This is a genomic window from Bradyrhizobium zhengyangense, assembly GCF_022012435.1.
GTDB lineage: Bacteria > Pseudomonadota > Alphaproteobacteria > Rhizobiales > Xanthobacteraceae > Bradyrhizobium > Bradyrhizobium zhengyangense.
The window spans coordinates 122,970-149,115 of the sequence record NZ_JAKLUA010000017.1; the positions used below are offsets into that span (position 1 = coordinate 122,970).

The following is a 26,146-nucleotide window of genomic DNA, read 5'->3' on the forward strand; positions in this document are numbered from 1 at the left end:
GCAAGCGTGGCATGCGCTTGCGCGGCCTTGTCGCAATGCTAAAAGCGATGCCAATAACAAGGGTATTGCCATGATTTCACTTGCCGATCTCCAGCGCCGCATTGAAGCTGGCGAGCTTTCGCCCGATGCGGCGATCGCCCAGTCGCATGCGGCGATCGAGGCCAGGGAGAAGGACGTTCGCGCCTTCGTTCGTCACGACAAATCGGCGAAAGCGCAGGCCTCCGGACCGCTGCGCGGTATCGCGGTCGGCATCAAGGACATCATCGACACCGCCGATATGCCGACCGAGATGGGCTCGGAGATCTATCGAGGCTGGCAGCCGCGCGCGGATGCGGCTGTGGTGATGATGCTGAAGCGGGCGGGTGCCACCATCATCGGCAAGACCACGACCACGGCGTTCGCCTCGCGCGATCCGACGCCGACGCTCAATCCGCACAATCCCGGCCATACGCCGGGAGGTTCGTCCTCCGGATCGGCGGCCGCGGTCGGCGCCGGCATGATCCCGTTGGCGCTGGGCACCCAGACCGGGGGCTCGGTGATCCGGCCTGCCGCCTATTGCGGAGCTGCGGCGATCAAGCCGTCGTTCCGTATGCTGCCGACGGTCGGTGTCAAATGCTATTCGTGGGCGCTCGACACGGTCGGCCTGTTCGGATCGCGCGCGGAGGACCTCGCGCGCGGACTTTTGGGGATGACCGGCCGCACCGAGTTCTCCGGCATCGTCGCGGCGAAGTCGCCGCGCATCGGCGTGGTCAGGCAGGAGTTTGCCGACGCCGTCGAGCCGGCGGCAGAGGAGGGCTTGCTCGCCGCGATCAAGGCGGCCGAGAAGGCGGGGGCCAGCGTGCAGATCGTCGATCTGCCCGAAGCGGTCAAGGAAGCCTGGCGCATCCATCCCATCATCCAGGATTTTGAGGCGCATCGCGCGCTCGCCTGGGAGTTTGACCAGCATCATGACGAGATCGCGCCGCTGCTGCGCGGCAGTCTCGATGAGACCGTCGGACTGACACCGAAGGAGTACGACGACGCGCGCCGCATCGCCCGCCGCGCCCGTCGCGAGATGGCTGAACTGTTCGAGGGTGTCGACGTGCTGCTCACTTATTCCGCGCCGGGCACGGCGCCGGCCAAGGAGCTCGCCTCGACCGGCTCGCCCCGATACAACCGGCTGTGGACGCTGATGGGCAATCCTTGCGTCAACGTGCCGGTGATGAAGGTCGGAGGCCTGCCTGTTGGCGTGCAGGTGATCGCGCGCTTTGGCAACGATCCCGGCGCGCTCGCGGCGGCGTGGTTCTTGGAGAATGCGCTGGCGAAATCAGGCTAGTGCGGGTTCGGCCACGGGCAACTCGCGTTGGGCCTCAGTACCTGTCGGGCCTTGCTTGAGCCAGCGCTCGGCGGCCTCGCGACCGCTTCGGTGCAGCGTGCGAATGAAGCCGCTGCCGAGATCGGTCGACGAGCGCTGCGCAAGGCCCTCGATCGAGTCTTCTGCGACGATTTTGGAGAGCCGCAGCGTTGGCGCTGCGTGCGGCTGCGCCCATTCGATGGCGGCGATCTCGGCCTTGAGCGCGGCATTGGCCGCGATCTGGTCGAGGCGGCGATCGATCGCGGCGAGCGTGATGGGCACGTAAGCATCGCGCGTCGGCGTGACCTGGACGAGGAGCAAGTCGGCGGTCGTCGATTGCTGCGCCAGCTTGATCAGCGGCGGATTGCCGCCGAAGCCCCCATCCCAATAGGCCTCGCCGTCGATCTCGACCGCGCAGTGCACCAGCGGCGGGCAGGTCGAGGCCAGCGCGACATCGGCGGTGATGACGTCATTGCCGAAAATCTGCAGCTCGCCGTCGCGGATTCGCGTCGCCGCGATCAGCAACTGCGGGCATTTCACGTCGCGCAAGGCGGCAAAATTGATGTCGCGCGAGAGCGTCTGGCGCAGCGGGTCGAGATCGAACGGATCGAACTGGCCGGAGCGCAGCGTCGGGCCGAAGGCGACGGAGCTTCCCGCCGGCGAGAAGCCGCCGACCAGCATCAGCGAGCGGAACGAGGCTTCGTGCATCAGCCGGGTCCAGAACCGGTTCAGACGATTGCGGGCACCTTCGCGGCCGCCTTCGGCAAGGCCGCAGCCGAGCAGCAGCGCGTTGATGGCGCCGGCGCTGGCGCCGCTGATGGTGTCGAATTCAATGGACGGCTCTTCCAGCAGCCGCTCCAGCACGCCCCAGGTGAAGGCGGCAAAGGTGCCGCCGCCTTGGAGCGCCAACGAGAGTTTTCGCGGTGGCCATTGGTTCGCACGCGTTCGCACGGGTGCGGGCCTCGGTGCCACCTCGACCGTTACAGGGGCTTGCGCGATGCGAGCAGGCTGCGGCGGCGGAACGGGAGCTGGCTCTGGGGCCGGAGGCGGCGAGGGCGCATCCGACCAGACGTTGGTCAGCGAGAGCAGGCGGCTTGCCGCAGTGCCCTGCGAGCCACCACCATCATGCGTGCCGTCAATCTTCTCGCTCATTCTGAGCTACCGCGTAACGCCATGTCCACCGTCAGGATGACAGGCATGGAACCTGACCGCCACTAGCTCCCGCGAGTCGGATGAAAGTTGCGAACAGGATTTGGCATATAATGCGGAAGCCCTGCGGCGGTATCCGTACTTTTTCCGGTCTCGGATTCGAAAGCGGGACTTAAGCCTTCTCGCCGATGCGGCCTTCTTTTCCTGATTGCAGCCGCTTGATGTTCTCGCGATGCATGTAGAACAGCAGCAGCGTCAGCACGGCGGACAGCGAGGCCAGGGCAAGGTGGCCGAACCACCACAGGAACAGCGGCGTGATGAACGCCGCCACCAGCGCCGAGAGCGAGGAGTAGCGGGTGGTGAAGGCGGTCGCCAGCCAGATCACGCAGAACACCAGCGCTGCCGGCCAGAACAGGCCGAGCAGGATGCCGATATAGACGGCGACGCCCTTGCCGCCCTTGAACTTGAGCCAGACCGGGAAGAGGTGGCCGAGGAAGGCGCCGAGTCCCGCCAGCATCGCGGCATTGGGGCCGGCGAGATAGCCCGAAATCACCACCGCCGCGGTGCCCTTGAGTGCGTCGAGCAGCAGGGTTGCCGCGGCGAGGCCCTTGCGGCCGGTGCGCAGCACGTTGGTGGCGCCGATATTGCCGGAGCCGATCGAGCGCAGATCCTGCGTGCCGGCGAGCTTGGTCAGCACCAGCCCGAATGGAATCGAGCCGAGGAGGTAGCCGATGACGAAGGCCACCGGCAGGAATGCATCAAGCCCCACGGCGGCCTCTCCATGGCTGACATAACCAGCGCCCATTAGACATGCTCGTAAACCGTTCGTCCGCCGACGATGGTCCTGATGGCGCGGCCTGTAAAGCGCGCTTCGTCGAACGGGGTGTTCTTGCAGGGTGATTTGAGGTCGGCGGGATCGACCACCCAGGGGACATCAGGGTCGATCACCACGACATCGGCCGGGCTGCCCACGCGCAGGGTTCCGCCTGCTAGACCCAGCAATTCGGCCGGCCGTGTCGACATCGCCCGGATCAGCGTCTTGAGGTCGAGCTCGTCATTGTGCACCAGCCGCAGGCCCGCCGGCAGCATGGTCTCGAGCCCGATGGCGCCGGGAGCGGCTTCCGCGAAGGGCAGACGCTTGACCTCGACGTCCTGCGGATTGTGATCGGACATGATGACGTCGACGAGGCCGGAGGCCACCGCCTCGACCAGCGCCCGGCGATCGTCCTCGCTGCGCAGCGGCGGCGACAACTTCAGGAAGGACCGGTAGGGCCCGATGTCGTTCTCGTTCAGCGCAAGATGATTGATCGAGACCGAGGCGCTGACGGCAAGGCCGGCGTCGCGGGCGCGCTTCAGGATCTCGAGCGAGTCGACGCAGGACAGCGAGGCCGCGTGATAGCGGCCGCCGGTGAGCGCGACGAGGCGCATGTCGCGCTCCAGCATCACGGCCTCCGCGGCGTTCGGGATGCCCATCAGGCCGAGCCGGCTCGCGAACTCGCCTTCGTTCATCACGCCTTCGCCGACGAGGTCGGGGTCCTCGGTGTGATGCACGATCAGCGCGTCGAAATCGCGGGCGTAGGTCAGCGCGCGCCGCATCACCTGCGAATTGGTCACGCTGCGGTCGCCATCGCTGAAGGCAATCGCGCCGGCGGCCTTGAGCAGGCCGAACTCGGTCATCTCCTCGCCGCGCATGCCTTTGGTCAGCGCGGCCATCGGCTGGATGTTGACGATCGCGGTGTCGCGTGCGCGGCGCATCACGAAGTCGACGGTCGCCGAGTTGTCGATGACCGGCGACGTTTCGGGCTGGCAGATGATGGTGGTGATACCGCCGGTCGCGGCCGCCTGGCTCGCCGACGCAAAGGTTTCGCGATGGCTGAAGCCGGGCTCGCCGACAAAGGCGCGCATGTCGATCAGGCCGGGGGCCACGATCTTGCCGGAGCAGTTGACGACGTCGGTACCTTCCGGGACGCCGGCAGCACCAATGCCGCGGCGGGTCTCGCGGATGATGCCGTCGGCAATCAGGACGTCGCCGGGGCCGTCGAAATCCCTCGAGGGGTCGACGACGCGGGCGTTGGCGAGCAGGATCGGGCGGCGGTCGGTCAGCATGGGCATCACGCGTTCGGAAGGTTACGGGCGAGCGCTTCCAGCACCGCCATGCGCACGGCAACCCCCATCTCCACCTGTTCGCGGATCAGGGACTGCGCGCCGTCGGCAACCGCGGTGTCGATCTCGACGCCGCGGTTCATGGGACCCGGATGCATCACCAGCGCGTCGGGCTTGGCGTAAGCGAGTTTCTTCTGGTCCAGCCCGAAATAATGGAAGTATTCGGAGGTCGACGGCACGAAGGAGCCGTTCATGCGCTCGCGCTGCAGCCGCAGCATCATGACGATGTCAGCGCCGTTGAGGCCCTCGCGCATGTCGCGCGCGACCTCGACGCCCATGCGCTCGATGCCGGGGGGCAGCAGCGTGGATGGGCCGACGACGCGGACGCGCGCGCCCATGGTGTTGAGCAGGATGATGTTGGAGCGGGCGACGCGCGAATGCAGCACGTCGCCGCAGATCGCGACCACGAGGCCCTCGAGCCGGCCCTTGTTGCGGCGGATGGTCAGCGCGTCGAGCAGCGCCTGGGTCGGATGCTCATGCGCGCCGTCGCCGGCATTGATCACGGAACCGTCAACCTTGCGCGCCAGCAGTTCCACCGCGCCGGAGGCGTGATGGCGCACCACCAGGATATCAGGGTGCATGGCGTTCAGCGTCATCGCGGTGTCGACCAGCGTCTCGCCCTTCTTGATGGACGAGGAGGACACCGACATGTTCATGACATCGGCGCCGAGGCGCTTGCCTGCGAGCTCGAACGAGGATTGGGTCCGGGTGGAGGCCTCGAAGAAGAGGTTCACCTGCGTCCGTCCACGCAGGACGGTGCGCTTCTTGTCAACCTGGCGGTTGAGCTCGACATATTCTTCGGACAGGTCGAGAAGGCCGGTAATGTCGGCCGCGGAAAGGCCCTCGATGCCCAGCAAATGCCGGTGGCCGAGGACGAAGGTCGATTTCGATGTCATTAAAGCGAGAGCTATAGGCGCGGATGGCGGGGGGAGCAAGGGCCAATGCCGGGGCGGGGAGTTATCCCCTGATCTGTCTGACTTCTCGCCGCAAAAAGGGCTTGGATGGCCGGGACAAGCCCGACCAGGCGATGCAGGGGCATTCCGTGAAATCAATTCGAATTGCAATTGTACTGATCGCGACCGTTTCCGCAGCCCACGCCCAGTCACTCCCCGGCGGCTTCGTCTATCTGCGCGATATCGATTCCAGCATCATCCAGGACATCCGCTACGCCACGCCGAACAATTTCGTCGGCCGTCCGCTCGCCGGCTACGGCGCCGGTGAGTGCGTGGTGAAGCGGGACGTGGGCTTGCGGCTGAAAGCGGTCCAGCAGGAACTGGCTGCGCAGAACCTGTCGCTGAAAATGTTCGACTGCTACCGGCCGGCGCGCGCCTCGCTCGACATGGTGAGATGGTCGCAGAACGGCCATGAGAGCGCGGCAGATCGACGCTATAACCCGCGGATCGCCAAGACCGAGCTGTTTCGTCTCGGCTATATCGCAAGCCGCTCGCAGCATTCCACGGGCGCGGCGCTCGACCTCACGCTGGTCGACCTCAAGGCCGACAATTCGGCCAGGATCGATCCCGCCAAATCCTACGCCGATTGCACGGCGCCGGTCGCGGCGCGGCTGCCGGAAGGCAGCGTCGACATGGGCACCGGCTATGATTGCACCGATGAGAAAGGGCATACCGCAGCACCGTCGATCTCGCCCGATCAGCGCGCCTGGCGCAAGCGACTGGTGGCTGCGATGGCGAGGCAAGGCTTTGTGAACTATTCGAAGGAGTGGTGGCATTTTTCCCTGCCGGGGGCGGGCGGGGCGGCCTATGATTTCCCGATCCAGCCGCGGCGGAACTGATTCCGGTCCGAGACCCGTCATGACCCAGCCTGTATTCGCGACCCACGAGGTCTTCAACCAGTCGCCACCCTTTGAGGATGTCGACCTGTTTGCCGTGGACCGTCCGCTGGTCGAGGCCGTGAAGGCCAATGGTGGCGCCGCAGCGGAACGGGAGCTGTCGGAGTTCGGCAAGCATTGGGGCTCGGCGGCGATGGCCGATCGCGGGCGCGTCGCGAACGAGAATACGCCGAAGCTCCGCACATTCGATGCCAAGGGCAACCGCCGCGACCATGTCGAGTTTCATCCTGGATATCACGAGCTGATGGCGCACAGCGCGCACGCGGGCCTGCACAATTCGACGTGGACCGCGGATGGGAAGCCTGTGGGCGACGCCGCGGAAGTCATACGTGCCGCAAAATTCTACATGGCCGCGCAAGTCGAGACCGGCCATCTCTGCCCGATCACGATGACGCGCGCCTCGGTCGCCGCGCTGGCGATGCAGCCGGACCTGCTCGGCAAGGTGATGCCGGTGCTGTCGACCAAAAGCTACGATCCGAGCTTTGCGCCGTGGTGGGACAAGCGCGGCATGACACTCGGCATGGGCATGACCGAGAAGCAGGGCGGCACCGACGTGCGCGCCAACATGACGCGCGCGGTGCGCGATGGGAATGCTTATCGCGTCACCGGCCACAAATGGTTCATGTCGGCACCGATGTGCGATGCGTTCCTGGTGCTGGCACAGGCCGAGCAGGGACTGACCTGCTTCTTCATGCCGCGCTTTGCGCCTGATGGCTCAGTCAATGCGATCCAGTTCCAGCGGCTGAAGGACAAGCTCGGCAATCGTTCGAACGCGTCGTCCGAGGTCGAGTTTGTCGGCGCCTATGCCGAACGTGTCGGCGAGGAGGGCAAGGGCATCCGCACCATCATCCAGATGGTGCAGCTGACGCGGCAGGATTGCGCGATTGCCTCTAGCGGCCTGATGCGCTCAGGCCTCGCCCATGCGTTGCATCACGCCCGTCGCCGCAGCGTGTTCCAGAAGCATCTCGCCGATCAGCCCTTGATGCAGGCCGTCCTCTCCGACATGGCGCTGCATGTGGAGGCTAGCATAGCGCTGGTGATGCGGCTTTGCCGCGCTTTCGACCGCACGCCGCATGATGCGGCGGAGGCCGCCTATATGCGGCTGTTGACGCCCGCGATCAAATACTGGACCTGCAAGAGTGCGCCGCCATTCCTTTACGAGGCGATGGAGTGCCTCGGCGGCAACGGCTATGTCGAGGACGGCATTCTGGCGCGCCATTACCGGGAGTCGCCGGTCAATGCGATCTGGGAAGGTTCGGGCAATGTGATGTGCCTCGACGTACTCCGCGCGCTCTCGCGCGAGCCGGAGGCGGCGATGGCCGTGCTGCAAACGCTGGCGGCCGAGACGAAAGGCCTGCCCGGGGCAGGCGAGGTCGTCGCCCTCATCGGCAAAACCTTCCGCCGCGCCGATGGCGAGCGCGTTGCGCGGCTGGCGGTCGAGAAGCTGGCGCTGCTGGCTGCGGCCGCTGCGCTCAACGACATGTCGCCTCACAACGCTGAATTGTTCGCCACCACCCGCCTCGCCACCAATCACGCCAGCATGTATGGCGCAGTCGAGCTCGAGGGTGGCGACGTGCGCGCGCTGCTGGAGCGCGCGCTGCCGTGAATCTTTTTGCATCCACATCTGCACCGTCATTCCGGGGCGCCCGAAGGGCGAACCCGGAATCTCGAGATTCCGGGTTCGATGCTGCGCACCGCCCCGGAATGACGGCAGTCTGTTAACGAAAGTCTCCTGATGGACTCCCTCAATCCCGACCATCCGTCGTTGACCATGACGCCGGCGCCGCCGCGCGTCTGGAAGTTCTGGGGCACGGCGTTGTGGGGCTTTTTGCTCCTTGTCGCGATGTTCGTCGGGCAGATCGGCGCGGTCGTGTTGCTCGTGGTGGGGCGCGGTCTGTCTCTCAACCTCGCATCGATGCAGCTCGTCGGCGCTGAGCCTCAAGCGCTCGCCCTGTCGGTCATCATGGGGCTGCCCGCGACGCTTCTCGTTGCGTGGCTCGCCATTCGTATCAGGAAGGCCTCCTTCGTCGATTATCTCGCGCTGCATTGGCCGTCATGGCGGCAAATCGTGCTTGGCGCGGTCGGTCTCATCCTGATCGTGCTCGCCTGGGAAGTTGTCTCCCGCTCGCTGGGCCGCGAGGCGACGCCCGGCTTCATGACCGATCTCCTCAAATCGGGGCGCGACAAGGGCGGCGCGCTGCTGCTCCTGCTGGCGTTCAGCCTGGCCGCGCCGATGTCGGAGGAGGTGCTCGCGCGCGGCTTCCTCTATCGCGGCTGGTCGGAAACCTTTCTGCGTGTGCCCGGCGCGATCGTACTGTCGTCGCTGGTGTGGACGGTGGTGCACATCCAGTACGATCTCTACTTCCTCGCCGAGGTTTTCTCGATTGGTCTGTGGTTCGGCTATATGCGCTATCGCGCGGGCTCGTTGTGGCTCACCATCGTGCTGCATGGGCTGAACAACATGACCGCGGTGGTGCTGACGACGTGGTTGGGAAGCTAGCCGAGCGCTCGCCCCACGTTCCGTCATTGCGGGCCACCGGGTCCGCGCGAAGCGCGGCCCGATGACGAGGCGTGAGAGGTGCGCTTGCGCCGACGAACTCTACGCCACCAGCGCGATCGCGATCGGCATCGTGATCGCCGCCAGGATCGTCTGCAGCGTGATGATCTGGGCCAACAGCGGCGCATCGCCACCCATTTGGCGGGCTAGCACATAGGCGCTCGGCGAGGTCGGCACCGCCGCGCAGATCGCGACGATCGCGAGGTTGGTGCCTGACAGTCCGAACCAGATGGCGAGCGCCAGTGCGAGCACCGGCATCAGCGCCAGCTTGAACGCCACGCCGATCGACGCGCCCAGGCTCGGACGGAGCAGACCCTTGAGCTGAAGGCCGGCGCCGGTGACGAGCAGGCCAATGGCGAGCGAGGAGCGGCCGAGCGCGTCAGCGACCTCGTGCCAGATTTTTGGCAGCGGCAGATGGACGACATTGATGCCCATGCCGATGATGCAGGCCCAGATCAGGGGATTGCGGATCACGGTCATGGCGATCGCGCGCGCGGATTGCTTCTCGGGCGATGCGTAATGCGCGAGCACGGCGACGCTGAACACGTTCACAAGGGGGATGATCGCGACCATGGCGACAGAGGCCAGCGCCAGGCCGACGTCGCCGTACAGATTGGCAGAAACGGACAGCGCCACATAGGTCTGCCAGCGCGTCGCGCCCTGGAAGATCGAGGTGAAAGCGGGACCGTCGATGTCGAGCCGCGACAGGGCCGGGCGCAGCGCAAGGCAGAGCAGCGACATCGCGAGTGCCGCCAGCAGCAGCGCGCCGCCGACGCCGGCGACCGGCACTTTTGAGAGATCGGCCTTCACCAGCGTCTGGATCAGCAGCATCGGGAACAGCACGAAATAGGTCAGCCGTTCCAGCCCGTGCCATTGCGTGTCGAGCCGCATCAGGCTGTGCCGGAGCACCACGCCGATCACGATGAGAATGAAGACCGGCAGCAGTGCCGCGATCACGACGACCATGGATCAGCCAGCCCCTGGGCTGGCGCGCAGATTGGCGAGCCGGTCGAGCGCGCCTTGCAGGATGAAGATCGCGGCGTGCTCGTCGATCACCTCGGCGCGCTTGGCGCGGCTGACGTCCATGCCGATCAATTCGCGCTCGACGGCCGCGGTTGACAGACGCTCGTCCCAGAGACCAATGGGGAGCGTGGTCAGATTGGCCAGATTGCGGGCGAAAGCGCGAGTCGATTGCGCGCGCGGCCCCTCGCTGCCGTCCATGTTGATGGGAAGACCGAGCACGATGCCGACCACCTTGCGTTCGGTTGCAATGGCGAGGAGGCGGGCTGCGTCCTGCTTGAATTGCTTGCGTTGAATGGTCTCGACACCGGTCGCGAGGCGGCGGTCCGGATTGGACACGGCGACACCAATGGTCTTGGTGCCGAGATCGAGGCCGATCAACCCGCCGCGTTCGGGCCAGTGGGTTGCAGCATCGATGAGAGGCAGGATAAGAGCCGGCATGGTTTAGCGCATATCACGCGGCGCGCTGCGGAGTGAACCGGGAACATGGATGCGCTGACATTATTCGGTCTGTTTGCGGTGACGGCGATGCTGGTCACTTACGCCTTCGAGGACCGCAGTCCCTGGTTCGTGCTGTTGTTCGCGGCCTCCTGTGCCCTCGGTTCGGCCTACGGCTTCCTGCAAGGGGCTTGGCCGTTCGGCCTGGTTGAGGCGATCTGGGCCGTGGTGGCATTGCGGAGGTGGTCCATCAGGCCGCGATGATTTCGTCGTCCTTGGTCAGGCAGGATACAAAGCCTTCGAGCGCGCTGGTTTGATGGCCGGCGCGCCGCTGGATGAACAGTGTCTCGACGCGCCCGTGCGAGGGGCTCAGCGCGTGCATCGTCACGCTGCCGGTCATCGCGCTGCGCTCGACCACCGCGCGGGGCAGCAACGTGACGCCCATATCGGCAGCGACGCAGCCGATCATGCCATCCAGCGTGCCGAGCTCGAAGCGCGCGGCCGAAGGCCAGCCGAATTCGACGAAGATCTGTTCGAGGCGCTGGCGATAGGTGCAGCCGGTGCGGAACACCAGGGCGGTCGGGCCCGACTCGGGCGTGCCTGCGCGCAACTCGGCAAGCGAGGCCCAGCGCCGCGCGCTGACCAGCACCAGCTCTTCCCGGAATGCGCTTGTCACGGAGAGGTCGTCATGCGCGATGGGGCCGGCGACGAAGGCGCCATCGAGCGTGCCTTCGAGCACACCGGCGACGAGATCGGCGGTCGTTGACGTGCGCAGGCTGAGGCGTACTGCCGGGAAGCGACGGTGGAAGTCGGCGAGCAGCGGCGGCAATCGCACTGCCGCGGTCGTCTCCATCGAGCCGATCGAAAGCGGTCCTTTCGGCTCGCCATCGTCGCGCGCCGCGAGCAGGGCTTCGCGCGACAGCGCGGCCATCCGATGCGCGTAGGGGAGGAGGCGCTTGCCGGCGCCTGTCAGCGCCATGCCGCGGCTGTGACGCTCGAACAATGGCGTGCCGATCTCGGCCTCCAGGGCTTTGATGCGCTGGGTGACATTGGATTGCACCGTGTTGAGCTCTTCGGCGGCGCGGGTGATGCCGCCGGTGCGGGCGACCGCGGCAAAGGTCTGGATGTCGCTCAGTTCCATGGCGTCGTTTCGCTTTTGTGATGGCAGCGTTCGCAACAATTCATTTTTCGAGAATGCTAGTTGGGCTTACTCTTCCTGTCCAGAGTGGGAGACCCCATGCCGATCGCCACGCCGTTGACGGAGCTTCTCGGGATCAAGCATCCGATCCTGTCGGCGCCCATGGATACGATCGCGGGCAGCCGGCTAACCCGTGCCGTGAGCGAGGCGGGTGGCTTCGGCATTCTGGGTGGCGGCTACGGTGACCGCGCCCGGCTTCAGTCCGAGGCCGCGGAGCTGAAGGGCTTTGCACCGTTCGGGATCGGCTTCATCACATGGAGCCTGGCAAAGCAGCCCGAGCTTCTCGACATTGCGCTCGAAGCGCACCCTCAAGCCGTCATGCTGTCGTTCGGCGATCCCGCGCCGTTCGCGCCGCGGATCAAAGTGAGTGGGGCGCGCTTGATCTGCCAGGTGCAGAACGAGGACATGGGGAAGCAGGCGCTCGATTCCGGCGCGGAGATTTTGGTCGCGCAGGGGACCGAGGCAGGCGGCCATGGCGCCTCGCGCACGACGGTCGATATCGTGCCTGCGATCGTCGATCTCGCGGCCGGGCGCATCCCAGTCGTTGCGGCCGGCGGCATTGCCGATGGTCGGGGGCTCGCAGCGATGATGATGTTAGGCGCATCCGGCGTGCTGGTCGGCACGCGTTTCTATGCGAGCGTCGAGGCCAATGGTGCCGACGCAGCCAAGGAACGCATTCGCGCGGCCGACGGCAACGGCACCGTGCGCGGCGTCGTCCCCGATTGGTCGCGAAAACTGTTCTGGCCGACGCCGTTCACTGCGCGCACGCTGGTCAACAACCATATCAAGACCTGGACCGGCCGTGAGATCGAGCTGCTGCAGCGCGCGGACGAGATTGCCAAGGACTATGCCGCGGCAAAAATGGCGGGCGATTTCGAAATTGCGGCCGTCTTTGCCGGAGAAGCGGTCGGCCTGATCCATGATATTCCACCGGCGGCCGAGATCGTGGAACGGATTGCGTCCGAGGCCGAGCAGTTGCTGGACGGCCGGCGCAATTCCATCGCGTCGCTCGCCTGAACCAAGAGAGAACAACCATGTGGCCTGACCGTCGACTGATCGATCTGTTCAAGACCGAATTCCCGATCGTGCTGGCGCCGATGGCCGGCGTGATGGATGCGGAGCTGGTGATCGCCGTGGCCGAGGGCGGCGGACTTGGCTCATTGCCGAGCGCAATGCTGTCGCCGGAGAAGGCGCGCGAGCAGGTCAACGTCATTCGCCAGCGCGTGAAGGCGCCGGTGAACATGAACTTCTTCTGCCACACGCCGATCGAGCTCACGGCGGAGGCTGAGGCGCGCTGGAAGCAGCGGCTCACTGGTTACTACACCGAGCATGGTCTCGATCCGGCGGCGCCCATTAATGCGGCCAACCGGGCGCCATTCGATGCCGCCTTCTGCGAGGTCGTCGAGGAGCTGAAGCCGGAGGTCGTTAGCTTCCATTTCGGCCTGCCGGAGCAGGCGCTGCTCAAGCGCGTCAAGGCGGCGGGCTGTCTCGTCATCTCGTCCGCCACGACCGTGCAGGAAGCGGTCTGGCTCGAGCAGCATGGCGCTGATGCCGTCATCGCACAGGGCGCCGAAGCGGGCGGCCATCGCGGCATGTTCCTGACCGAGAAGATCGCGGAGCAGCCCGGCACCTTTGCGCTGGTGCCGCAGGTCGCCGATGCCGTGAAGGTGCCTGTCATCGCCGCGGGTGGCATCGCGGACGGACGCGGCATCGCCGCGGCCTTCGCACTTGGCGCCTCCGGTGTGCAGATCGGCAGCGCCTATTTGCGCTGCCCGGAGTCCAAGGTCAGCGCGGGCGGCCGCAAGGCACTCGCCGAGGCGCGGGACGATTCCACCGTCATCACCAATGTGATGACCGGCCGCCCGGCGCGCGGTGTCCAAAACCGCCTGATGCGCGAGGCGGGCCCGATCTCGCCGGACGCGCCGCCGTTTCCCCATGCCGCGACGGCCCTGGCGCCGCTCAAGGCTGCTGCCGAGAAGCAGGGCAAGGTGGACTTTACCAATCTGTGGGCCGGGCAAGCCGTCGCCCTGGGCCGTGAGGTCCCTGCGGCCGAATTGACCCGGGATTTTGCCAAATCGGCGCTGGCCCGCATGAAAGCGCTGGCCGGCTAGGGCGCGATATGATCATCGCGCTTTAGGTTATTGTTTGCGCATGATCTTTCGGAAAACCGCTGCGCACTTTTCCGGATCATGCGCCCGCGCCGGTTGCGGCGCAAAACCGGCCTCTGCTATACGGCACATAGGTTTTGCCGTGAGAGGCCTTATATAATGTCCGTCGACGCCGCTACCGTCCGCCGCATCGCGCATCTAGCGCGCATTGCGGTTGCTGAGGACGAGGTTCCGCATCTGCAAGGCGAGCTCAACGCCATGCTCGCCTTTGTCGAGCAGCTCTCGGAGGTCAATGTCGAGGGTGTGGAGCCGATGACCTCGGTGACCCCGATGCAGATGAAGAAGCGGCAGGACGTGGTCACCGACGGCGAGATCGCCGACGATATCGTTGCCAATGCGCCGGCGACCGAAGGTCACTTCTTCCTGGTGCCCAAGGTCGTCGAATAATTCCCAGGACGCCTCCCGATGTGCATGCTTTGCGACGATGAGAAGGCCTATCAGGCCTACATGAACTACCTCGACAAGATGGAGCGGCAGGGCAAGGCTGCCGATCCCAATGTCGCCGTCAATGCCGTGCTCGACGAGCTCCAGGCCGCCGCGAATGTGGCCGAAAAAAAAGACGACCCGGCCAACGACAAGACCCTGTCTCCGTTCTTCTGCAGCCCGATCAATAAATGACCGATTTGACATCGCTGACGCTCGCCGAGGCCCGCAAGGGTCTCGCCGACAAGACTTTCACGTCACTCGAGCTGACTGACGCGCATCTTTCCGCGATCGAGAAGGCGCGCCTGCTCAACGCCTTCGTTCTGGAGACGCCCGACCAGGCGCGCAGCATGGCACGGGAGGCCGACGCCAAGCTCGCCAAGGGCGAGGCTGGCCCGCTCGCCGGCATTCCGCTCGGCATCAAGGACCTGTTCGCGACCAAGGGCGTGCGCACGACGGCCTGCTCGAAGATCCTCGGCAATTTCGTGCCGACCTATGAGTCCACGGTGACCTCGCAGCTCTGGCGCGACGGCGCCGTGATGCTCGGCAAGCTCAACAATGACGAGTTCGCGATGGGCTCGGCCAACGAGACCTCGTGCTTCGGTCCCGTCGGCAATCCCTGGCGGCGTGAGGGAAACAATACGACGCTGGTGCCGGGCGGCTCATCCGGTGGCTCTGCGTCGGCTGTCGCCGCGCTGCTCTGCATGGGCGCGACCGCGACCGACACCGGCGGCTCGATCCGCCAGCCGGCGGCGTTCACCGCAACCGTCGGCATCAAGCCGACCTATGGCCGCTGCTCGCGCTGGGGCATCGTCGCCTTCGCGTCCTCGCTCGACCAGGCAGGCCCGATTGCGCGCAGCGTGCGAGACAGCGCAATGCTGCTGCGTTCGATGGCCGGTCATGACCCGAAGGACACCACCTCGGTCGACATCGCGGTGCCTGATTACGAGGCCGCGATCGGCAAGTCGGTGAAGGGCATGAAGATCGGCATCCCCAAGGAGTATCGTCTCGACGGCATGCCGGCCGAGATCGAGAAGCTGTGGAGCGAGGGCGCGGCCTGGCTGAAGGCGGCCGGCGCCGAGCTGGTCGAGGTGTCGCTGCCGCACACGAAGTACGCGCTGCCGGCTTACTACATTGTGGCACCCGCGGAGGCGTCCTCGAACCTCGCGCGCTATGACGGCGTCCGCTACGGCTTGCGCGAGCAGGGCAAGAGCATCACCGAGCTCTACGAGAATACCCGCGCTAGCGGCTTTGGTGCCGAGGTGCGCCGCCGCGTCATGATCGGCACCTATGTGCTCTCGGCCGGTTATTACGACGCCTATTATCTGCGGGCCCAGAAGGTGCGCACGCTGATCAAGAAGGACTTTGAGGATTGCTTCGCCAAGGGCGTGGACGCGATCCTGACGCCCGCGACCCCGTCGGCCGCCTTCGGCATCGGCGAGAAGGGCGGCGCCGACCCTGTCGAGATGTATCTCAACGACATCTTCACGGTGACCGTGAACATGGCGGGCCTGCCGGGCATCGCGGTCCCATCAGGCAAGGACGCGCAGGGCCTGCCGCTCGGGCTTCAGTTGATCGGCCGCCCGTTCGACGAGGAGACGCTGTTCTCGCTCGGCGAGGTGATCGAGCAGGCCGCCGGCCGCTTCACGCCCGCGAGGTGGTGGTGAATGTCGCCGATTTCATCGCGAGCCTCGACGGCGCGGCACCCGCGCCTGAGCTGAACGCGCCGCTCAGAGGTCTCTGGTGGGCTGCGAAAGGCGACTGGGACCAGGCGCACAAGATCGTCCAGGACGATCAGGGTCGCGACGCCGCCTGGGTGCACGCCTATCTGCACCGCGTCGAAGGTGACCTCGGCAATGCCGGCTACTGGTATCGCCAGGCTGGCCAGCCGGTCGCAATGGATTCATTGGAAGCGGAGTGGCAGCGGATCGCTGCCACGCTGCTCGGGAGCAAGACATGAGCACGGCCACGCACAAGCTTCTCAAGGGCGCCACCGGTGACTGGGAGGTGGTCATCGGCATGGAGATCCATGCCCAGGTGACATCGAACTCAAAGCTGTTCTCGGGCGCCTCCACCGCGTTCGGTGGTGAGCCGAATACGCAGGTGTCGTTGGTCGACGCCGCGATGCCGGGCATGCTCCCCGTCATCAACGAGGAATGCGTCAGGCAGGCTGTCCGGACCGGGCTTGGGCTGAACGCGAAGATCAATCTTCGCTCGGTGTTCGACCGCAAGAACTATTTCTATCCCGATCTGCCGCAGGGCTATCAGATCAGCCAATACAAGTCGCCGATCGTCGGCGAGGGTGAGGTGCTGCTCGAGCTCGAGGGCGGCAAGACCGCCACCGTCGGCATCGAGCGGCTGCATTTGGAGCAGGACCCGGCGAAAATGCTGCACGACAAGTTGCCGTCGCAGTCATTGATCGATCTCAATCGCTGCGGCGTCGCGCTGATGGAAATTGTCTCCAAGCCTGATATCCGCGATGCCGAGCAGGCCAAGGCCTATGTCACCAAGCTGCGCTCGATCCTGCGCTATCTCGGCACCTGCGACGGCGACATGGAGAAGGGGTCTCTGCGCGCTGACGTCAACGTCTCCGTGCGCAAGCCGGGCGCGCCGCTTGGCACCCGCTGCGAGATCAAGAACCTGAACTCGATCAACTTCATCGGTCAGGCGATCGAGTATGAGGCGCGGCGCCAGATCGAGATCATCGAGGACGGCGGCAAGATCGACCAGGAGACGCGCCTGTTCGACGCCAACAAGGGCGAAACGCGCGCGCTGCGCTCCAAGGAGGAGGCACACGACTACCGCTACTTCCCCGATCCGGATCTGTTGCCGCTGGAGTTCAGTCAGAGCTTCGTCGACGAGCTGAAGGCGAAGCTGCCGGAGCTGCCGGACCAGAAGAAGGCGCGCTTTGTCGCAGACTTCGGCCTGTCGGCCTATGATGCGAGCGTGCTGGTGGCCGAGCGCGAGAGCGCGATGTTCTACGAGACGGTGCTCGACAGGCTCGCCAACCGCGTTCGCGACGCCAAGATGGCGGCGAACTGGGTGATCAACGAGCTGTTCGGCCGTCTCAACAAGGAAGGCCGGGATATTACGGGCTCTCCAGTGTCATCCGAGCAGCTCGCGGCGATCATTGACCTGATCGGCGAGGGCACGATCAGCGGCAAGATCGCCAAGGATCTTTTCGAGATCGTCTGGCAGGAGGGCGGAGACCCGCGCGCGCTGGTCGAAAGCCGCGGCATGAAGCAGGTGACGGATCTTTCGGCGATCGAAAAGGTTGTCGACGACATCATCGCAGCCAATCCCGACAAGGCCGCGCAGGTGAAGGACAAGCCGCAGTCGCTGGGCTGGTTCGTCGGCCAGGTGATGAAGTCATCAGGCGGCAAGGCCAACCCGCAGGCGGTCAACGAGCTGCTGAAGTCCAAGCTCGGCGTCTGATCTCGCGCGATCGGACGAGGTGACGACATGCTTCGTCACCTCGCGATGCGACGCACGCACGCGTCATCGACGGCAAGCATCATCCCATTCGAGCGCGCAGCTCCACCGAATCGCAGTCCGCGCGATTCGCTCAAAACGGCGACTTGCACACGCTCAGACGAGAGCTTCCGCCGTTAAGCATGAAAATAATTTCGTTGCCAAAAAACGCGACTCAGAGTCCGCGACTCTGCCTTGCGGGGCAATCGTGCGCGTTGTCGCGCGCTTCATCGCATCGATCGCGCGCGATGTGCGCGCGCAGAATCTTACTTGCTGCATAGTGTTTTCTTGCAATCGCAGTGCTCGACAACGTCGATGCTGCGCGACGCATTTGCAATCGTAGACGCGTGTTGCCGCTGATCGGCAAATCAAGCGCGGCTGGCGCACGGGCGCTGCGTCGTCAACACTTCCTTAAGTGAGAAGATGTTTTTTTCGTCGTGTTGGTGTATTCGGAATGAGTGTGCACTCGATCCCCGAATGCATGCAGCGATTAAAGCCATCTCACACATCGGAGGGCAACATGGCCAAGAAAGCGAAGAAGGCGAAGAAGGCGAAGAGCGCAGTGAAGAAGACTGCGAAGAAGACCCGCAAGGTCGCGAAGAAGAAGAAGTAACTTCGACTTCTGAAGTTGCCGGCTCCTAGCAGCCGGCACGTCATCAGCGCCTCCTAGAGGTTCTGGTCGACGATAGAGGGTGTCGGCGAGACATCAGGTCAACGGTCGGATCGTTCGACTTTACGGTCCGGCAGAAGAAACAGAGTTTTCTTCGTTCGGTGCGGGTCTCCTTCAAAAGAGCTCCGCAATTCCACAAGCGGCCTTCGGGCCCATTTGGAATCTGGTCCTGACGTGTTCGCCGACGCCCTCGTTCCCTGAGGCCGGGGTATTGCCGGCAATCCCTTTCCCGACATTGTTGATCTGACCGCGGTGCCGTCGCTTTGCGTGGCTGGCCGTCGAGGTTTGGCCCGCCGGCATGATTGCCCGCGAGCGCGCGGGCCTCGGTGCGAGGCGGCCATGCGGCCTTTCCCGCGCGTCGCCTCCCCATAGGATGTAACCACCGTACCGATGTCTCCGTGCGCGATGGTTATCGATGTCCGAAAATCACAGGGTAAACGTATCCTGAGGAATCGCAGAAGTGCCTGCAAATCGGGGACTTCTTGAAGTTCCCGCGCGCCGGGCGCGGCCCCGCGTTTACGTCTGCTTCATCGCGATACTTAAACTGCCATTCAAATTTGCCCGCCATCATCTCCTCCAACAAGCCGGCAAACGGCAATGGGGATGAGTTGAACAACGCGCGGTCCAGAAGGATCACGCTGATCAGAGTTGGACGGGAGCCGCGCTCGGGGGATTCGAGGCGGCCATAAGAAAAAGGGGATGCGTTATGTTTCAGGGTACTTTCGATCTCGATACGGCGACGCCGATCGATGCAAGCGCGCTGTCGGACGTTCTGTTCGAGCGCGGAATCTACTGGGCGAGCGGTCGCGCGGGCCTGGTCGACCTCGTTGCCGCGCATAAATGGTTCAACCTCGCCGCCCTGAAGGGCCGCAAGGACGCCGTGGCGCTGCGCCAGGAAGTGGCCGGCCAGATGTCGGAAGCCGAGATCTCGGCCGCGCAGCGCGACGCAAGGGCCTGGGTGTCCGCCCATTGAGCCTTCTCCGTCCTAGGGAACGGGGACGGCGCCGTTGACCTTGTTTCTGACGACGAGGCGGAACGAGACCGCCCGTTCGGCTCCATCAGCGGAGCGCTAGCCCGAGACACCTGCCGCTGGCTTTCAGCGGTACGATCAGGTCGTGGATCATTTGAATTGGGTGGCGGAGAGAGAGGGATTCGAACCCTCGATACAGCTTGAGACCGTATGACGCTTTAGCAAAGCGTTGCCTTCAGCCACTCGGCCACCTCTCCGGTGCGAGCCTTATGCATCTATTTGCTTGGGCTGGTCAATTTCGAAGCGCGTGTTTGGGCCCGAATTTTCCCAGCGATTTTTGCAACCCATGCATCTGAAGCGCCGCCATGCCCGTTCCTGCTCCAAAGGGAGCTCGGGGGAGGGCTGGGGTTAGTTCAGAAAGCTAAATCAAAACAATACGATAAGGATGCCCTGGCGGCTGCTTGTGCTGTTTGTGCAACACTGACCGAAATCGGCGCCTGTGAGGCTTCAATATCTTCGACAAATGGATCGGAGGAGGCCCGCTATTCCACGCTGCCGGCGCCGCGGCGCAAATCGGCCTCGATCTGCAGGCGCGTGCCACCGCCGAAGCGGGCGCGGTAGACCTGAAGATTCTCCATGATCCGCTGCACATAGTTGCGCGTCTCGGAGAACGGGATCAGCTCGACCCAGTCGACTGCGTCGACCTTGGGGTCGCGCGGGTCGCCATAGCGGTCGATCCATTTCTTCACGCTGCCGCGACCGGCATTGTAGGCCGCGAAGGTCATGATGTAGGAGCCGCGATAATCCTCAAGCAGGCCGCCGAGCTCGGCCGCGCCGAGCGTGGCGTTGTAGGACGAGTCGTTCTTCAGCCGCGACAGGTCATAGGTTGCGCCGTGCCGCTTGCAGACATAGCGCGCGGCATCGGGGGTGACCTGCATCAGGCCATAGGCCTGGGCCGGCGAGACCACGGCCGGATTGAACGCGCTTTCCTGCCGCGCGATGGCGTAGACGATGCTCCGCTCGACCTCGGGGCCGATCTGGCTGAACTGCGGAATGCCGTTGACGGGGTAGGCATAGAAGTCGAACGGCAGCCCGCGATTGAGCGCGGCCTTTCCGAGCAGCAGCATGCCGCGCGCGTCGCTATAACGCTGGGTCAGCTCGCCGAGGCCAGTCAGCGCTTCGGGATCGCCGTTCTCGCCCATGTCGGCGAGAAGAGGCACCGCGAGCTCGCGCTCGTCGAGCTCGTAGAGCAATTGCGCCGCGCGCACGATCTCGAGCCGCTCGGCGCCGCGGCCGCGCGGCTGGCTGTTCAGCTCGATCTGGGGCAGGCCGAGCTTGGCGCGCGCAAGCTGGCCATAATAACTGGTCGACTGCTCGGCGGCGCGGGCATAGGCGTTGCGCGCCTCCTGCTGGCGGCCCGCGGCTTCCGCCGCGCGGCCTTGCCAGTAACCGGCGCGCGCCAGCGTGGTCGGATTGACGCTGCCGACGCCGATACGGGCAAAGTGTTGGGCGGCAGCGGCGGGATCGTTGAGGAAGCGCAGCGCGATCCAGCCGGCGGTGAACTCCTGCTCGGTCTTGTAGATGTCGCGCGAGGGCAGCGCCGCATCGCGCGCGATCAGATAGGCGCTGCGGAAGTCCTCGGTGTCGATCATCTTGCGGGCCAGCAGGCGCCGCTCGATCCACCATTCATCGAGATTGTAGAGCCGGTTCGGATCCTTCGGCGCCGACAGCATCAGCTGGGCTGCTTCGGGAAACTTCTCTTCGCGGCGCAGGAGCTGGATCTTGCTGAAAATGAAGCCGGGATCGCTGTGCAGCTCGCGCGGCACCTCTTCGAGCAGCACGCGCGTATTCGGGGCTTTCTTGAAGGAGGCGATACGGGCTTTCGCAAGCGCGACGTAGCCCGCGCCGAGGCGCCTTGCGGCGCGCATCGCCGCCTCGTGCTCGCTGCCGTAAAGCAGCGTGTCCATCCGCGCCTTCTGGTCGCCGGGCGTCAGTAGCGCTCCGAACTGGTCGAGTGCGTTGTTCTCGGTGTCTTCCGACATCGGATCGTTGCGCCATGCCTCGCGTACCAGCCGCTCGGCATTGGCGCGGTCGCCGCGCGCCAGCATCGCCTTGGCGAGCACGAAGCGGCCCTTGGCCGAAACAGGGGATTCGTTCTCGAACCACGACCAGCCAACGGAGTCGTCGCGCCTGTCGTCCCACATCGCGGCCTCGAGGCGCCGGCGCAGGAAAGTCTGCGACGGCCAGCTCGGATTGGCGGAGAGGAAGGCGCGGTAACGCTCGACGCTTGCGCCATTGTCTTCGCTGCGCAGGATGATCCATTCGGCGAGCTTTCGCGCGACCGGATCGGAAATCGAATCTGCGTAGCTGGTGGCATCGCCCGGCTTGCGCTTGCGCACGAGCTCGATGACGTTCTCCAGCGTGTCCTTGTCGGCCTGCGACGTCGACGAGGTCGCGGCGACCGCGGCCGGCGTCACCGGCTTGCGCGGCGCGGCGTGCTGGCGGGTCGCGGGCGCCAGCATGGGGGTTGCGACAGGTCTGCCGGCGGCGGAGGGCGAGGCTGTAGGTCTCACGGTCGCCGTCACCGCGGGCGCCGTCTGAGGCGCCGACGCGTTGGAGGCAGGTCGTGACTTTGGCGCGGAGGTCGCTGCTGCCGGTTTCGGCTTGTCCTTCGCGGCGTCCTTGCCGGCAGGCTTCTTCGCCGCATCCTTGGCCGTCGCCGGAGCTGCTCCCTTGCTTGCACCCTTGGTGGCGTCCTTGCTTGCGCCCTTGGAGGCGTCCTTGCTTGCGCCCTTGGAGGTGTCCTTGCCTGCGCCCTTGGAGGTCTCCTTGGCCGCCCCCTTCGCCGTGTCCTTCGCAGGCGGCTTGGCTGCTGGCCTTGCGATTCCCTTTGCCGCAGGCTTGGCGGGTTCCTTCGCACCGTCCTCGGTCGTCTCGCTGGATTTGGCCAGGGCGACACAACCGATCGACAGGCCGGCCATCAGGCACAGCGCCAGTCCGGCTGATCGCCATGCAGTACGGGATAAGAAGGTCACGGCGGTTCGTCGCCCCGAATCAGTCAATTGGCTCAAGACCTATCTGTACAAGATCTGGCTGTATTTGATTGAATATGCGGACAAAATACCAACAGCCGCTTACCGCCGCCGGGTTTGCACCACCACCGCGGCAAAATCGCGGCTTAAACGGTGCGTCACGCGGATGCAGGCCTTTTACGGGCGGGTGAGACCCGATAAGAAAGGGGCTTGCTCTAAATCACGCCGCGTACGGAGGAAGTCCATGGCAGCCAAGACGAAATTCCGGGGGTCGTTCACCGCCTTGGTCACGCCGTTCAAAAACGGCTCGCTGGACGAGGCGGCGTTTCGCTCCCTGGTCAACTGGCAGATTTCGGAAGGCACCAACGGCCTGGTTCCGGTCGGCACGACCGGCGAGAGCCCGACGCTCAGCCATGACGAGCACAAGAAGGTCGTCGAATGGTGCATCGAGGAGGCCAAGGGCCGGGTGCCCGTGATTGCCGGCGCGGGCTCCAATTCGACCAAGGAAGCGGTCGAGCTGGCCCAGCACGCCGAGAAGGCGGGCGCCAATGCCGTGCTGGTGGTGACGCCTTATTACAACAAGCCGACCCAGGAAGGCATGTACCAGCACTTCAAGGCGATCAACGATGCGATCGGCATTCCGATCATCATCTACAACATCCCACCGCGTTCGGTGATCGACATGTCGGTCGACACGATGAAGCGGCTTTGGGAGCTGAAGAACATCGCCGGCGTCAAGGACGCGACCGCCAGCATGGTGCGCGTGTCGCAGCAGCGCGCAGCGATGGGCGAGGACTTCAACCAGCTCTCGGGCGAGGACGCCACCATCATCGGCTACATGGCGCATGGCGGTCACGGCTGCATCTCGGTGACGTCGAACGTCGCACCGCGCCTGTGCGCCGAGTTCCACGCCGCTTGGGCGAAGGGCGACACCAAGGCGGCGCTTGCGATCCACGACAAGCTGATGCCGCTGCACAACAACCTGTTCATCGAGAGCAATCCGGCCCCCATCAAGTATGCGATGTCGCTGCTCGGCAAGTTTGACGAGACGCTGCGCCTGCCGATGGTCCCGGTATCCGAGTCGACCCGTGCCGCCGTGCGCAGCGCGATGGTGCACGCTGGCCTGATCAACTGATTTAGCCAACCTGGGGAGTCGTTCATGAGCGTCGACGAGAAGGGCAGGAAGATGCTCACGGAGTTCCGTGAGTTCGCCATGAAGGGCAACGTCGTCGACCTTGCCGTCGGCGTCATCATCGGCGCGGCCTTCGGCGCCATCGTCACTTCGCTGGTCGGTGACATCATCATGCCGATCATCGGCGCCGCGACCGGCGGCCTCGACTTTTCGAACTACTACGCCCCCTTGTCGAAGGCGGTGACCGCCACCAACTTAGCGGATGCGAAAAAGCAAGGTGCCGTGCTCGCTTACGGCAACTTCCTGACGCTGACGATCAACTTCATCATCATCGCCTTTGTGCTGTTCCTGGTCATTCGCGCCATGAATACGTTGAAGCGCAAGGAAGAGACCAAGCCCGCGGAGCCGCCGAAGCCGTCGGCGGAGGTCGTTCTGCTCACCGAGATCCGCGATCTCCTCAAGAAGTGACGCGCGCGCTTCATCCAGGCTGTTAGCTTACGCGCTTATCTCGCTCAGGTTTGACTTCCATGGCCGATAAGAACGAACGTCCAATCAAGGTCATGGCGGAGAATCGCAAGGCCCGCTTCAACTACGCCATCGAGGATACGATCGAGGCGGGCATTGCGCTGACCGGCACCGAGGTGAAGTCGATCCGCAACGGCAAGAGCACGATCGCGGAATCCTACGCCGACTCTAAGGACGGCGAGATCTGGCTGATCAACGCCACCATTCCGGAATATCTGCAGGGCAATCGCTTCAACCACGAGCCCAAACGGCCGCGAAAGCTGCTGCTGCACCGCAAGCAGATCAACAAGCTGATGGGTGCCGTGGACCGCGAGGGCATGACGCTGATCCCGCTCAAGCTCTATTTCAACGAGCGTGGACGGGCCAAGCTTCAGCTCGCGGTTGCCAAGGGCAAGAAGCTGCATGACAAGCGCGAGAGCGAGAAGAAGCGCGACTGGAGCCGTGAAAAGGGCCGGCTGATGCGGGCAAGGGGATAGGGCGGATGACTCAGAAGAACCTGCTCGAGGTGGATTGGAGCCAGATTCCAGCCCCCACTGACGATGGCGGTGCCGCGCATCTGAAGGGGCTGATGGTGCCCGCGATCAGTCTGCTCGCAACCGATGACACTTCCGTCAATCTGTCGGCGCTCCCGGGTCGCACCGTGGTGTTCGCTTATCCCCGCACCGGCGAGCCCGGCAAGATCTCGTTGGTCGACGACTGGGACATGATCCCGGGTGCGCGCGGTTGCACGCCGCAGACCTGCGCGTTTCGCGACCTGTTCGCGGAGTTGAAGGCCACCGGTGCTTCCCACGTTTTCGGCCTCTCGACCCAGAGCAACGCCTACCAGACCGAGATGGCCTCGCGGCTGCATCTGCCGTTCCCGGTGCTCTCCGATGAGAAGCTGGCGTTCACGCGCGCGCTCAATCTGCCGACCATGGAGGTCGCGGGCCTGACGCTCATCAAGCGTCTCGCGCTGATCATCGATGACGCCAGGATCACCCACGTGTTCTACCCGGTGTTCCCGCCGGACCGGAACGCTGGCGACGTGCTGGACTGGCTGAAGGCCAACCCCGTCAAAGCCTAAGCCGCGATGAGATTTGGTTGAATCGTCATCGCGCTTTAGCTCTTTGTTTGAGCATGACCTTTTCGGAAAACCGCGTCACACTTTTCCGGATCATGCTCTAGTCGAGATCGGCCTTCACCTTCGCAAACACGCTACGAAACATATCCGGCGTCAGCACGCCGGTGTTCGTGTTGTAGCGGGAGCAGTGATAGCTGTCGTAGAGCTTGAACGGCCCGGCCTGGTGCACGGCGCCGTGGCCGAAGGGGGCTTGGGACGCCTTCAGCTTCAGGGGCTTGAGCACGCTGTCGTGCGCAATCCGCCCAAGGGCGATGATCGCGCGCAGCTTCGGCATCGTTTCGAGATTCGCGATGAGAAATTGGCGGCAGGTGTTGATCTCGGCCGGCAGCGGCTTGTTCTGCGGCGGAACGCAATGCACGGCATTGGCGATTCGGCAGTCGACCAGTTTCAGGCCGTCATCCGGACGCGCCTGGTAGCTACCCCTGGCGAAGCCGTATTCCAGCAGCGTGGCGTAGAGCAGGTCGCCGGCATAGTCGCCGGTGAACGGGCGCCCGGTGCGGTTGGCGCCCTGCATTCCCGGCGCGAGACCGACGATCAGGAGGCGGGCCTCGATGTCGCCGAAAGGCGGGACCGGTGCATTGTGCCACAACGGCTCGCGCGCGCGGTTCGCCTCGCGAAAGGCGACCAGGCGCGGACAAAGCGGACAGTCACGGTCAGGGACGAGAGTGGGGGCCTGGCGGCTCAACCGGGCCGCCTCACTCCTCGAAGTCGTCATCGCCCCTCGGCGCCATCGTGGTTGCGCGCTGGAGGAATTGCGGGGCGTGATGGCGTCCCTCACCACGCTCGCCGCGGTCGCGCGGGGCGGGGCGCTCTGACGGGTCGCGGCCAAGCTTGGACTGCAACTCGACGAGGTCGGTGAAGACGTCGGCTTGGCGGCGCAGCTCGTCGGCGATCATCGGCGGCTGGCTGGCGATGGTGGAGATCACGG

At 64.7% G+C, this 26,146-nt stretch carries 26 protein-coding genes, 1 tRNA gene and 1 pseudogene; 17 read left to right on the forward strand and 11 right to left on the reverse strand.

Annotated elements, in window-relative coordinates; translation table 11 throughout:
* The first annotated feature begins 70 nt into the window (after window positions 1–70).
* Window positions 71–1,315, forward strand: a complete 1,245-nt coding sequence (locus L6637_RS34210; protein WP_237873406.1) for an amidase — start codon at window positions 71–73, stop codon at window positions 1,313–1,315.
* Here L6637_RS34210 and L6637_RS34215 read toward each other — a convergent pair.
* The 4 genes from L6637_RS34215 to L6637_RS34230 form a co-directional block, all read right to left on the reverse strand.
* A complete protein-coding gene (locus tag L6637_RS34215; RefSeq protein ID WP_237873407.1) occupies window positions 1,307–2,485 on the reverse strand; it encodes a patatin-like phospholipase family protein in 1,179 nt (392 codons plus the stop codon). The genes L6637_RS34210 and L6637_RS34215 overlap by 9 nt on opposite strands.
* Window positions 2,486–2,654: 169 nt before the next feature.
* Window positions 2,655–3,251: a glycerol-3-phosphate 1-O-acyltransferase PlsY gene (plsY, locus tag L6637_RS34220; RefSeq protein WP_237861654.1), complete on the reverse strand. Its 597-nt coding sequence runs from the start codon at window positions 3,249–3,251 to the stop codon at window positions 2,655–2,657.
* A 35-nt stretch (window positions 3,252–3,286) separates the two neighbouring features.
* Window positions 3,287–4,588: a dihydroorotase gene (locus L6637_RS34225; RefSeq protein WP_237862555.1), complete on the reverse strand. Its 1,302-nt coding sequence runs from the start codon at window positions 4,586–4,588 to the stop codon at window positions 3,287–3,289.
* Window positions 4,589–4,593: 5 nt separating this feature from the next.
* Complete coding sequence (locus L6637_RS34230; protein WP_015685626.1) at window positions 4,594–5,541, reverse strand: aspartate carbamoyltransferase catalytic subunit; 948 nt, start codon at window positions 5,539–5,541, stop codon at window positions 4,594–4,596.
* A gap of 131 nt (window positions 5,542–5,672) precedes the next feature.
* Here L6637_RS34230 and L6637_RS34235 point away from each other — a divergent pair, with 131 nt between their 5' ends.
* The 3 genes from L6637_RS34235 to L6637_RS34245 all read left to right on the forward strand — a co-directional run bounded on the left by L6637_RS34235 (window position 5,673) and on the right by L6637_RS34245 (window position 8,994).
* Window positions 5,673–6,437, forward strand: coding sequence for a M15 family metallopeptidase (locus tag L6637_RS34235; RefSeq protein WP_237873432.1), 765 nt, complete (start codon window positions 5,673–5,675; stop codon window positions 6,435–6,437).
* Between the two features lie 19 nt (window positions 6,438–6,456).
* Window positions 6,457–8,100: an acyl-CoA dehydrogenase family protein gene (locus L6637_RS34240; RefSeq protein ID WP_237873410.1), complete on the forward strand. Its 1,644-nt coding sequence runs from the start codon at window positions 6,457–6,459 to the stop codon at window positions 8,098–8,100.
* Window positions 8,101–8,229: 129 nt separating this feature from the next.
* Window positions 8,230–8,994 (forward strand): CPBP family intramembrane glutamic endopeptidase, encoded by a 765-nt coding sequence (locus tag L6637_RS34245; RefSeq protein ID WP_237873413.1) that lies wholly within the window; start codon window positions 8,230–8,232, stop codon window positions 8,992–8,994.
* Between the two features lie 99 nt (window positions 8,995–9,093).
* On the opposite strand, the gene L6637_RS34250 is transcribed toward L6637_RS34245, so the two are convergent.
* On the reverse strand, window positions 9,094–10,017 hold the full coding sequence (locus tag L6637_RS34250; RefSeq protein WP_237873415.1) for an AEC family transporter: 924 nt from the start codon (window positions 10,015–10,017) through the stop codon (window positions 9,094–9,096).
* A 3-nt stretch (window positions 10,018–10,020) separates the two neighbouring features.
* Complete coding sequence (ruvX, locus tag L6637_RS34255; protein ID WP_237861659.1) at window positions 10,021–10,512, reverse strand: Holliday junction resolvase RuvX; 492 nt, start codon at window positions 10,510–10,512, stop codon at window positions 10,021–10,023.
* A gap of 45 nt (window positions 10,513–10,557) precedes the next feature.
* Between ruvX and L6637_RS34260 the strand changes: the two genes are divergently transcribed.
* The gene (locus tag L6637_RS34260) at window positions 10,558–10,773 is read left to right on the forward strand and encodes a hypothetical protein (protein WP_237861660.1); all 216 of its coding nucleotides are present in this window, start codon (window positions 10,558–10,560) and stop codon (window positions 10,771–10,773) included.
* Here L6637_RS34260 and L6637_RS34265 read toward each other — a convergent pair.
* Window positions 10,760–11,650 carry a LysR family transcriptional regulator gene (locus L6637_RS34265; protein ID WP_237861661.1) on the reverse strand — a complete coding sequence of 297 codons (891 nt, stop codon included), beginning with the start codon at window positions 11,648–11,650 and terminating at the stop codon, window positions 10,760–10,762. The two genes, L6637_RS34260 and L6637_RS34265, sit on opposite strands and share 14 nt — an antisense overlap.
* Window positions 11,651–11,746: 96 nt before the next feature.
* Between L6637_RS34265 and L6637_RS34270 the strand changes: the two genes are divergently transcribed.
* The 8 genes from L6637_RS34270 (at window position 11,747) to L6637_RS34305 (ending at window position 19,412) form a co-directional block, all read left to right on the forward strand.
* A complete protein-coding gene (locus tag L6637_RS34270) occupies window positions 11,747–12,724 on the forward strand; it encodes an NAD(P)H-dependent flavin oxidoreductase (protein ID WP_237873417.1) in 978 nt (325 codons plus the stop codon).
* Window positions 12,725–12,741: 17 nt separating this feature from the next.
* Window positions 12,742–13,818, forward strand: coding sequence for an NAD(P)H-dependent flavin oxidoreductase (locus tag L6637_RS34275; RefSeq protein ID WP_237861664.1), 1,077 nt, complete (start codon window positions 12,742–12,744; stop codon window positions 13,816–13,818).
* A 156-nt stretch (window positions 13,819–13,974) separates the two neighbouring features.
* On the forward strand, window positions 13,975–14,262 hold the full coding sequence (gene gatC, locus L6637_RS34280) for an Asp-tRNA(Asn)/Glu-tRNA(Gln) amidotransferase subunit GatC (protein WP_237861665.1): 288 nt from the start codon (window positions 13,975–13,977) through the stop codon (window positions 14,260–14,262).
* A gap of 18 nt (window positions 14,263–14,280) precedes the next feature.
* Window positions 14,281–14,493 carry a hypothetical protein gene (locus L6637_RS34285; protein WP_237861667.1) on the forward strand — a complete coding sequence of 71 codons (213 nt, stop codon included), beginning with the start codon at window positions 14,281–14,283 and terminating at the stop codon, window positions 14,491–14,493.
* The gene (gene gatA / locus L6637_RS34290; protein WP_237873421.1) at window positions 14,490–15,965 is read left to right on the forward strand and encodes an Asp-tRNA(Asn)/Glu-tRNA(Gln) amidotransferase subunit GatA; all 1,476 of its coding nucleotides are present in this window, start codon (window positions 14,490–14,492) and stop codon (window positions 15,963–15,965) included. Before L6637_RS34285 ends, gatA begins: the two co-directional genes overlap by 4 nt.
* Complete coding sequence (locus L6637_RS34295; protein ID WP_237861671.1) at window positions 15,956–16,258, forward strand: hypothetical protein; 303 nt, start codon at window positions 15,956–15,958, stop codon at window positions 16,256–16,258. Before gatA ends, L6637_RS34295 begins: the two co-directional genes overlap by 10 nt.
* On the forward strand, window positions 16,255–17,733 hold the full coding sequence (gatB, locus tag L6637_RS34300) for an Asp-tRNA(Asn)/Glu-tRNA(Gln) amidotransferase subunit GatB (protein ID WP_237861672.1): 1,479 nt from the start codon (window positions 16,255–16,257) through the stop codon (window positions 17,731–17,733). Before L6637_RS34295 ends, gatB begins: the two co-directional genes overlap by 4 nt.
* Before the next feature lie 1,412 nt (window positions 17,734–19,145).
* On the forward strand, window positions 19,146–19,412 hold the full coding sequence (locus L6637_RS34305) for a hypothetical protein (protein WP_237861674.1): 267 nt from the start codon (window positions 19,146–19,148) through the stop codon (window positions 19,410–19,412).
* 161 nt (window positions 19,413–19,573) lie between these two features.
* Here the strand turns inward: L6637_RS34305 and L6637_RS34310 are convergent.
* A tRNA-Ser gene (locus L6637_RS34310) sits at window positions 19,574–19,666 on the reverse strand.
* 285 nt (window positions 19,667–19,951) lie between these two features.
* Complete coding sequence (locus L6637_RS34315) at window positions 19,952–22,390, reverse strand: lytic transglycosylase domain-containing protein (protein ID WP_237873434.1); 2,439 nt, start codon at window positions 22,388–22,390, stop codon at window positions 19,952–19,954.
* A 295-nt stretch (window positions 22,391–22,685) separates the two neighbouring features.
* On the opposite strand from L6637_RS34315, the gene dapA reads away from it, so the two are divergent.
* The 4 genes from dapA to L6637_RS34335 are packed head-to-tail and all read left to right on the forward strand — an operon-like array spanning window position 22,686 to window position 25,161.
* On the forward strand, window positions 22,686–23,576 hold the full coding sequence (dapA, locus tag L6637_RS34320; protein WP_237861676.1) for a 4-hydroxy-tetrahydrodipicolinate synthase: 891 nt from the start codon (window positions 22,686–22,688) through the stop codon (window positions 23,574–23,576).
* 51 nt (window positions 23,577–23,627) lie between these two features.
* On the forward strand, window positions 23,628–24,041 hold the full coding sequence (gene mscL, locus L6637_RS34325; RefSeq protein WP_237873436.1) for a large conductance mechanosensitive channel protein MscL: 414 nt from the start codon (window positions 23,628–23,630) through the stop codon (window positions 24,039–24,041).
* A gap of 59 nt (window positions 24,042–24,100) precedes the next feature.
* Window positions 24,101–24,574 carry an SsrA-binding protein SmpB gene (gene smpB, locus L6637_RS34330; protein ID WP_237861677.1) on the forward strand — a complete coding sequence of 158 codons (474 nt, stop codon included), beginning with the start codon at window positions 24,101–24,103 and terminating at the stop codon, window positions 24,572–24,574.
* A 5-nt stretch (window positions 24,575–24,579) separates the two neighbouring features.
* The gene (locus L6637_RS34335) at window positions 24,580–25,161 is read left to right on the forward strand and encodes a peroxiredoxin (RefSeq protein WP_237861679.1); all 582 of its coding nucleotides are present in this window, start codon (window positions 24,580–24,582) and stop codon (window positions 25,159–25,161) included.
* A gap of 97 nt (window positions 25,162–25,258) precedes the next feature.
* On the opposite strand, the gene L6637_RS34340 is transcribed toward L6637_RS34335, so the two are convergent.
* A complete protein-coding gene (locus tag L6637_RS34340; RefSeq protein ID WP_237873423.1) occupies window positions 25,259–25,933 on the reverse strand; it encodes a uracil-DNA glycosylase in 675 nt (224 codons plus the stop codon).
* Window positions 25,914–26,146 (reverse strand): annotated as a pseudogene (locus tag L6637_RS34345) (LabA-like NYN domain-containing protein); the annotation flags it as partial. The gene L6637_RS34340 and the pseudogene L6637_RS34345, both read right to left, overlap by 20 nt.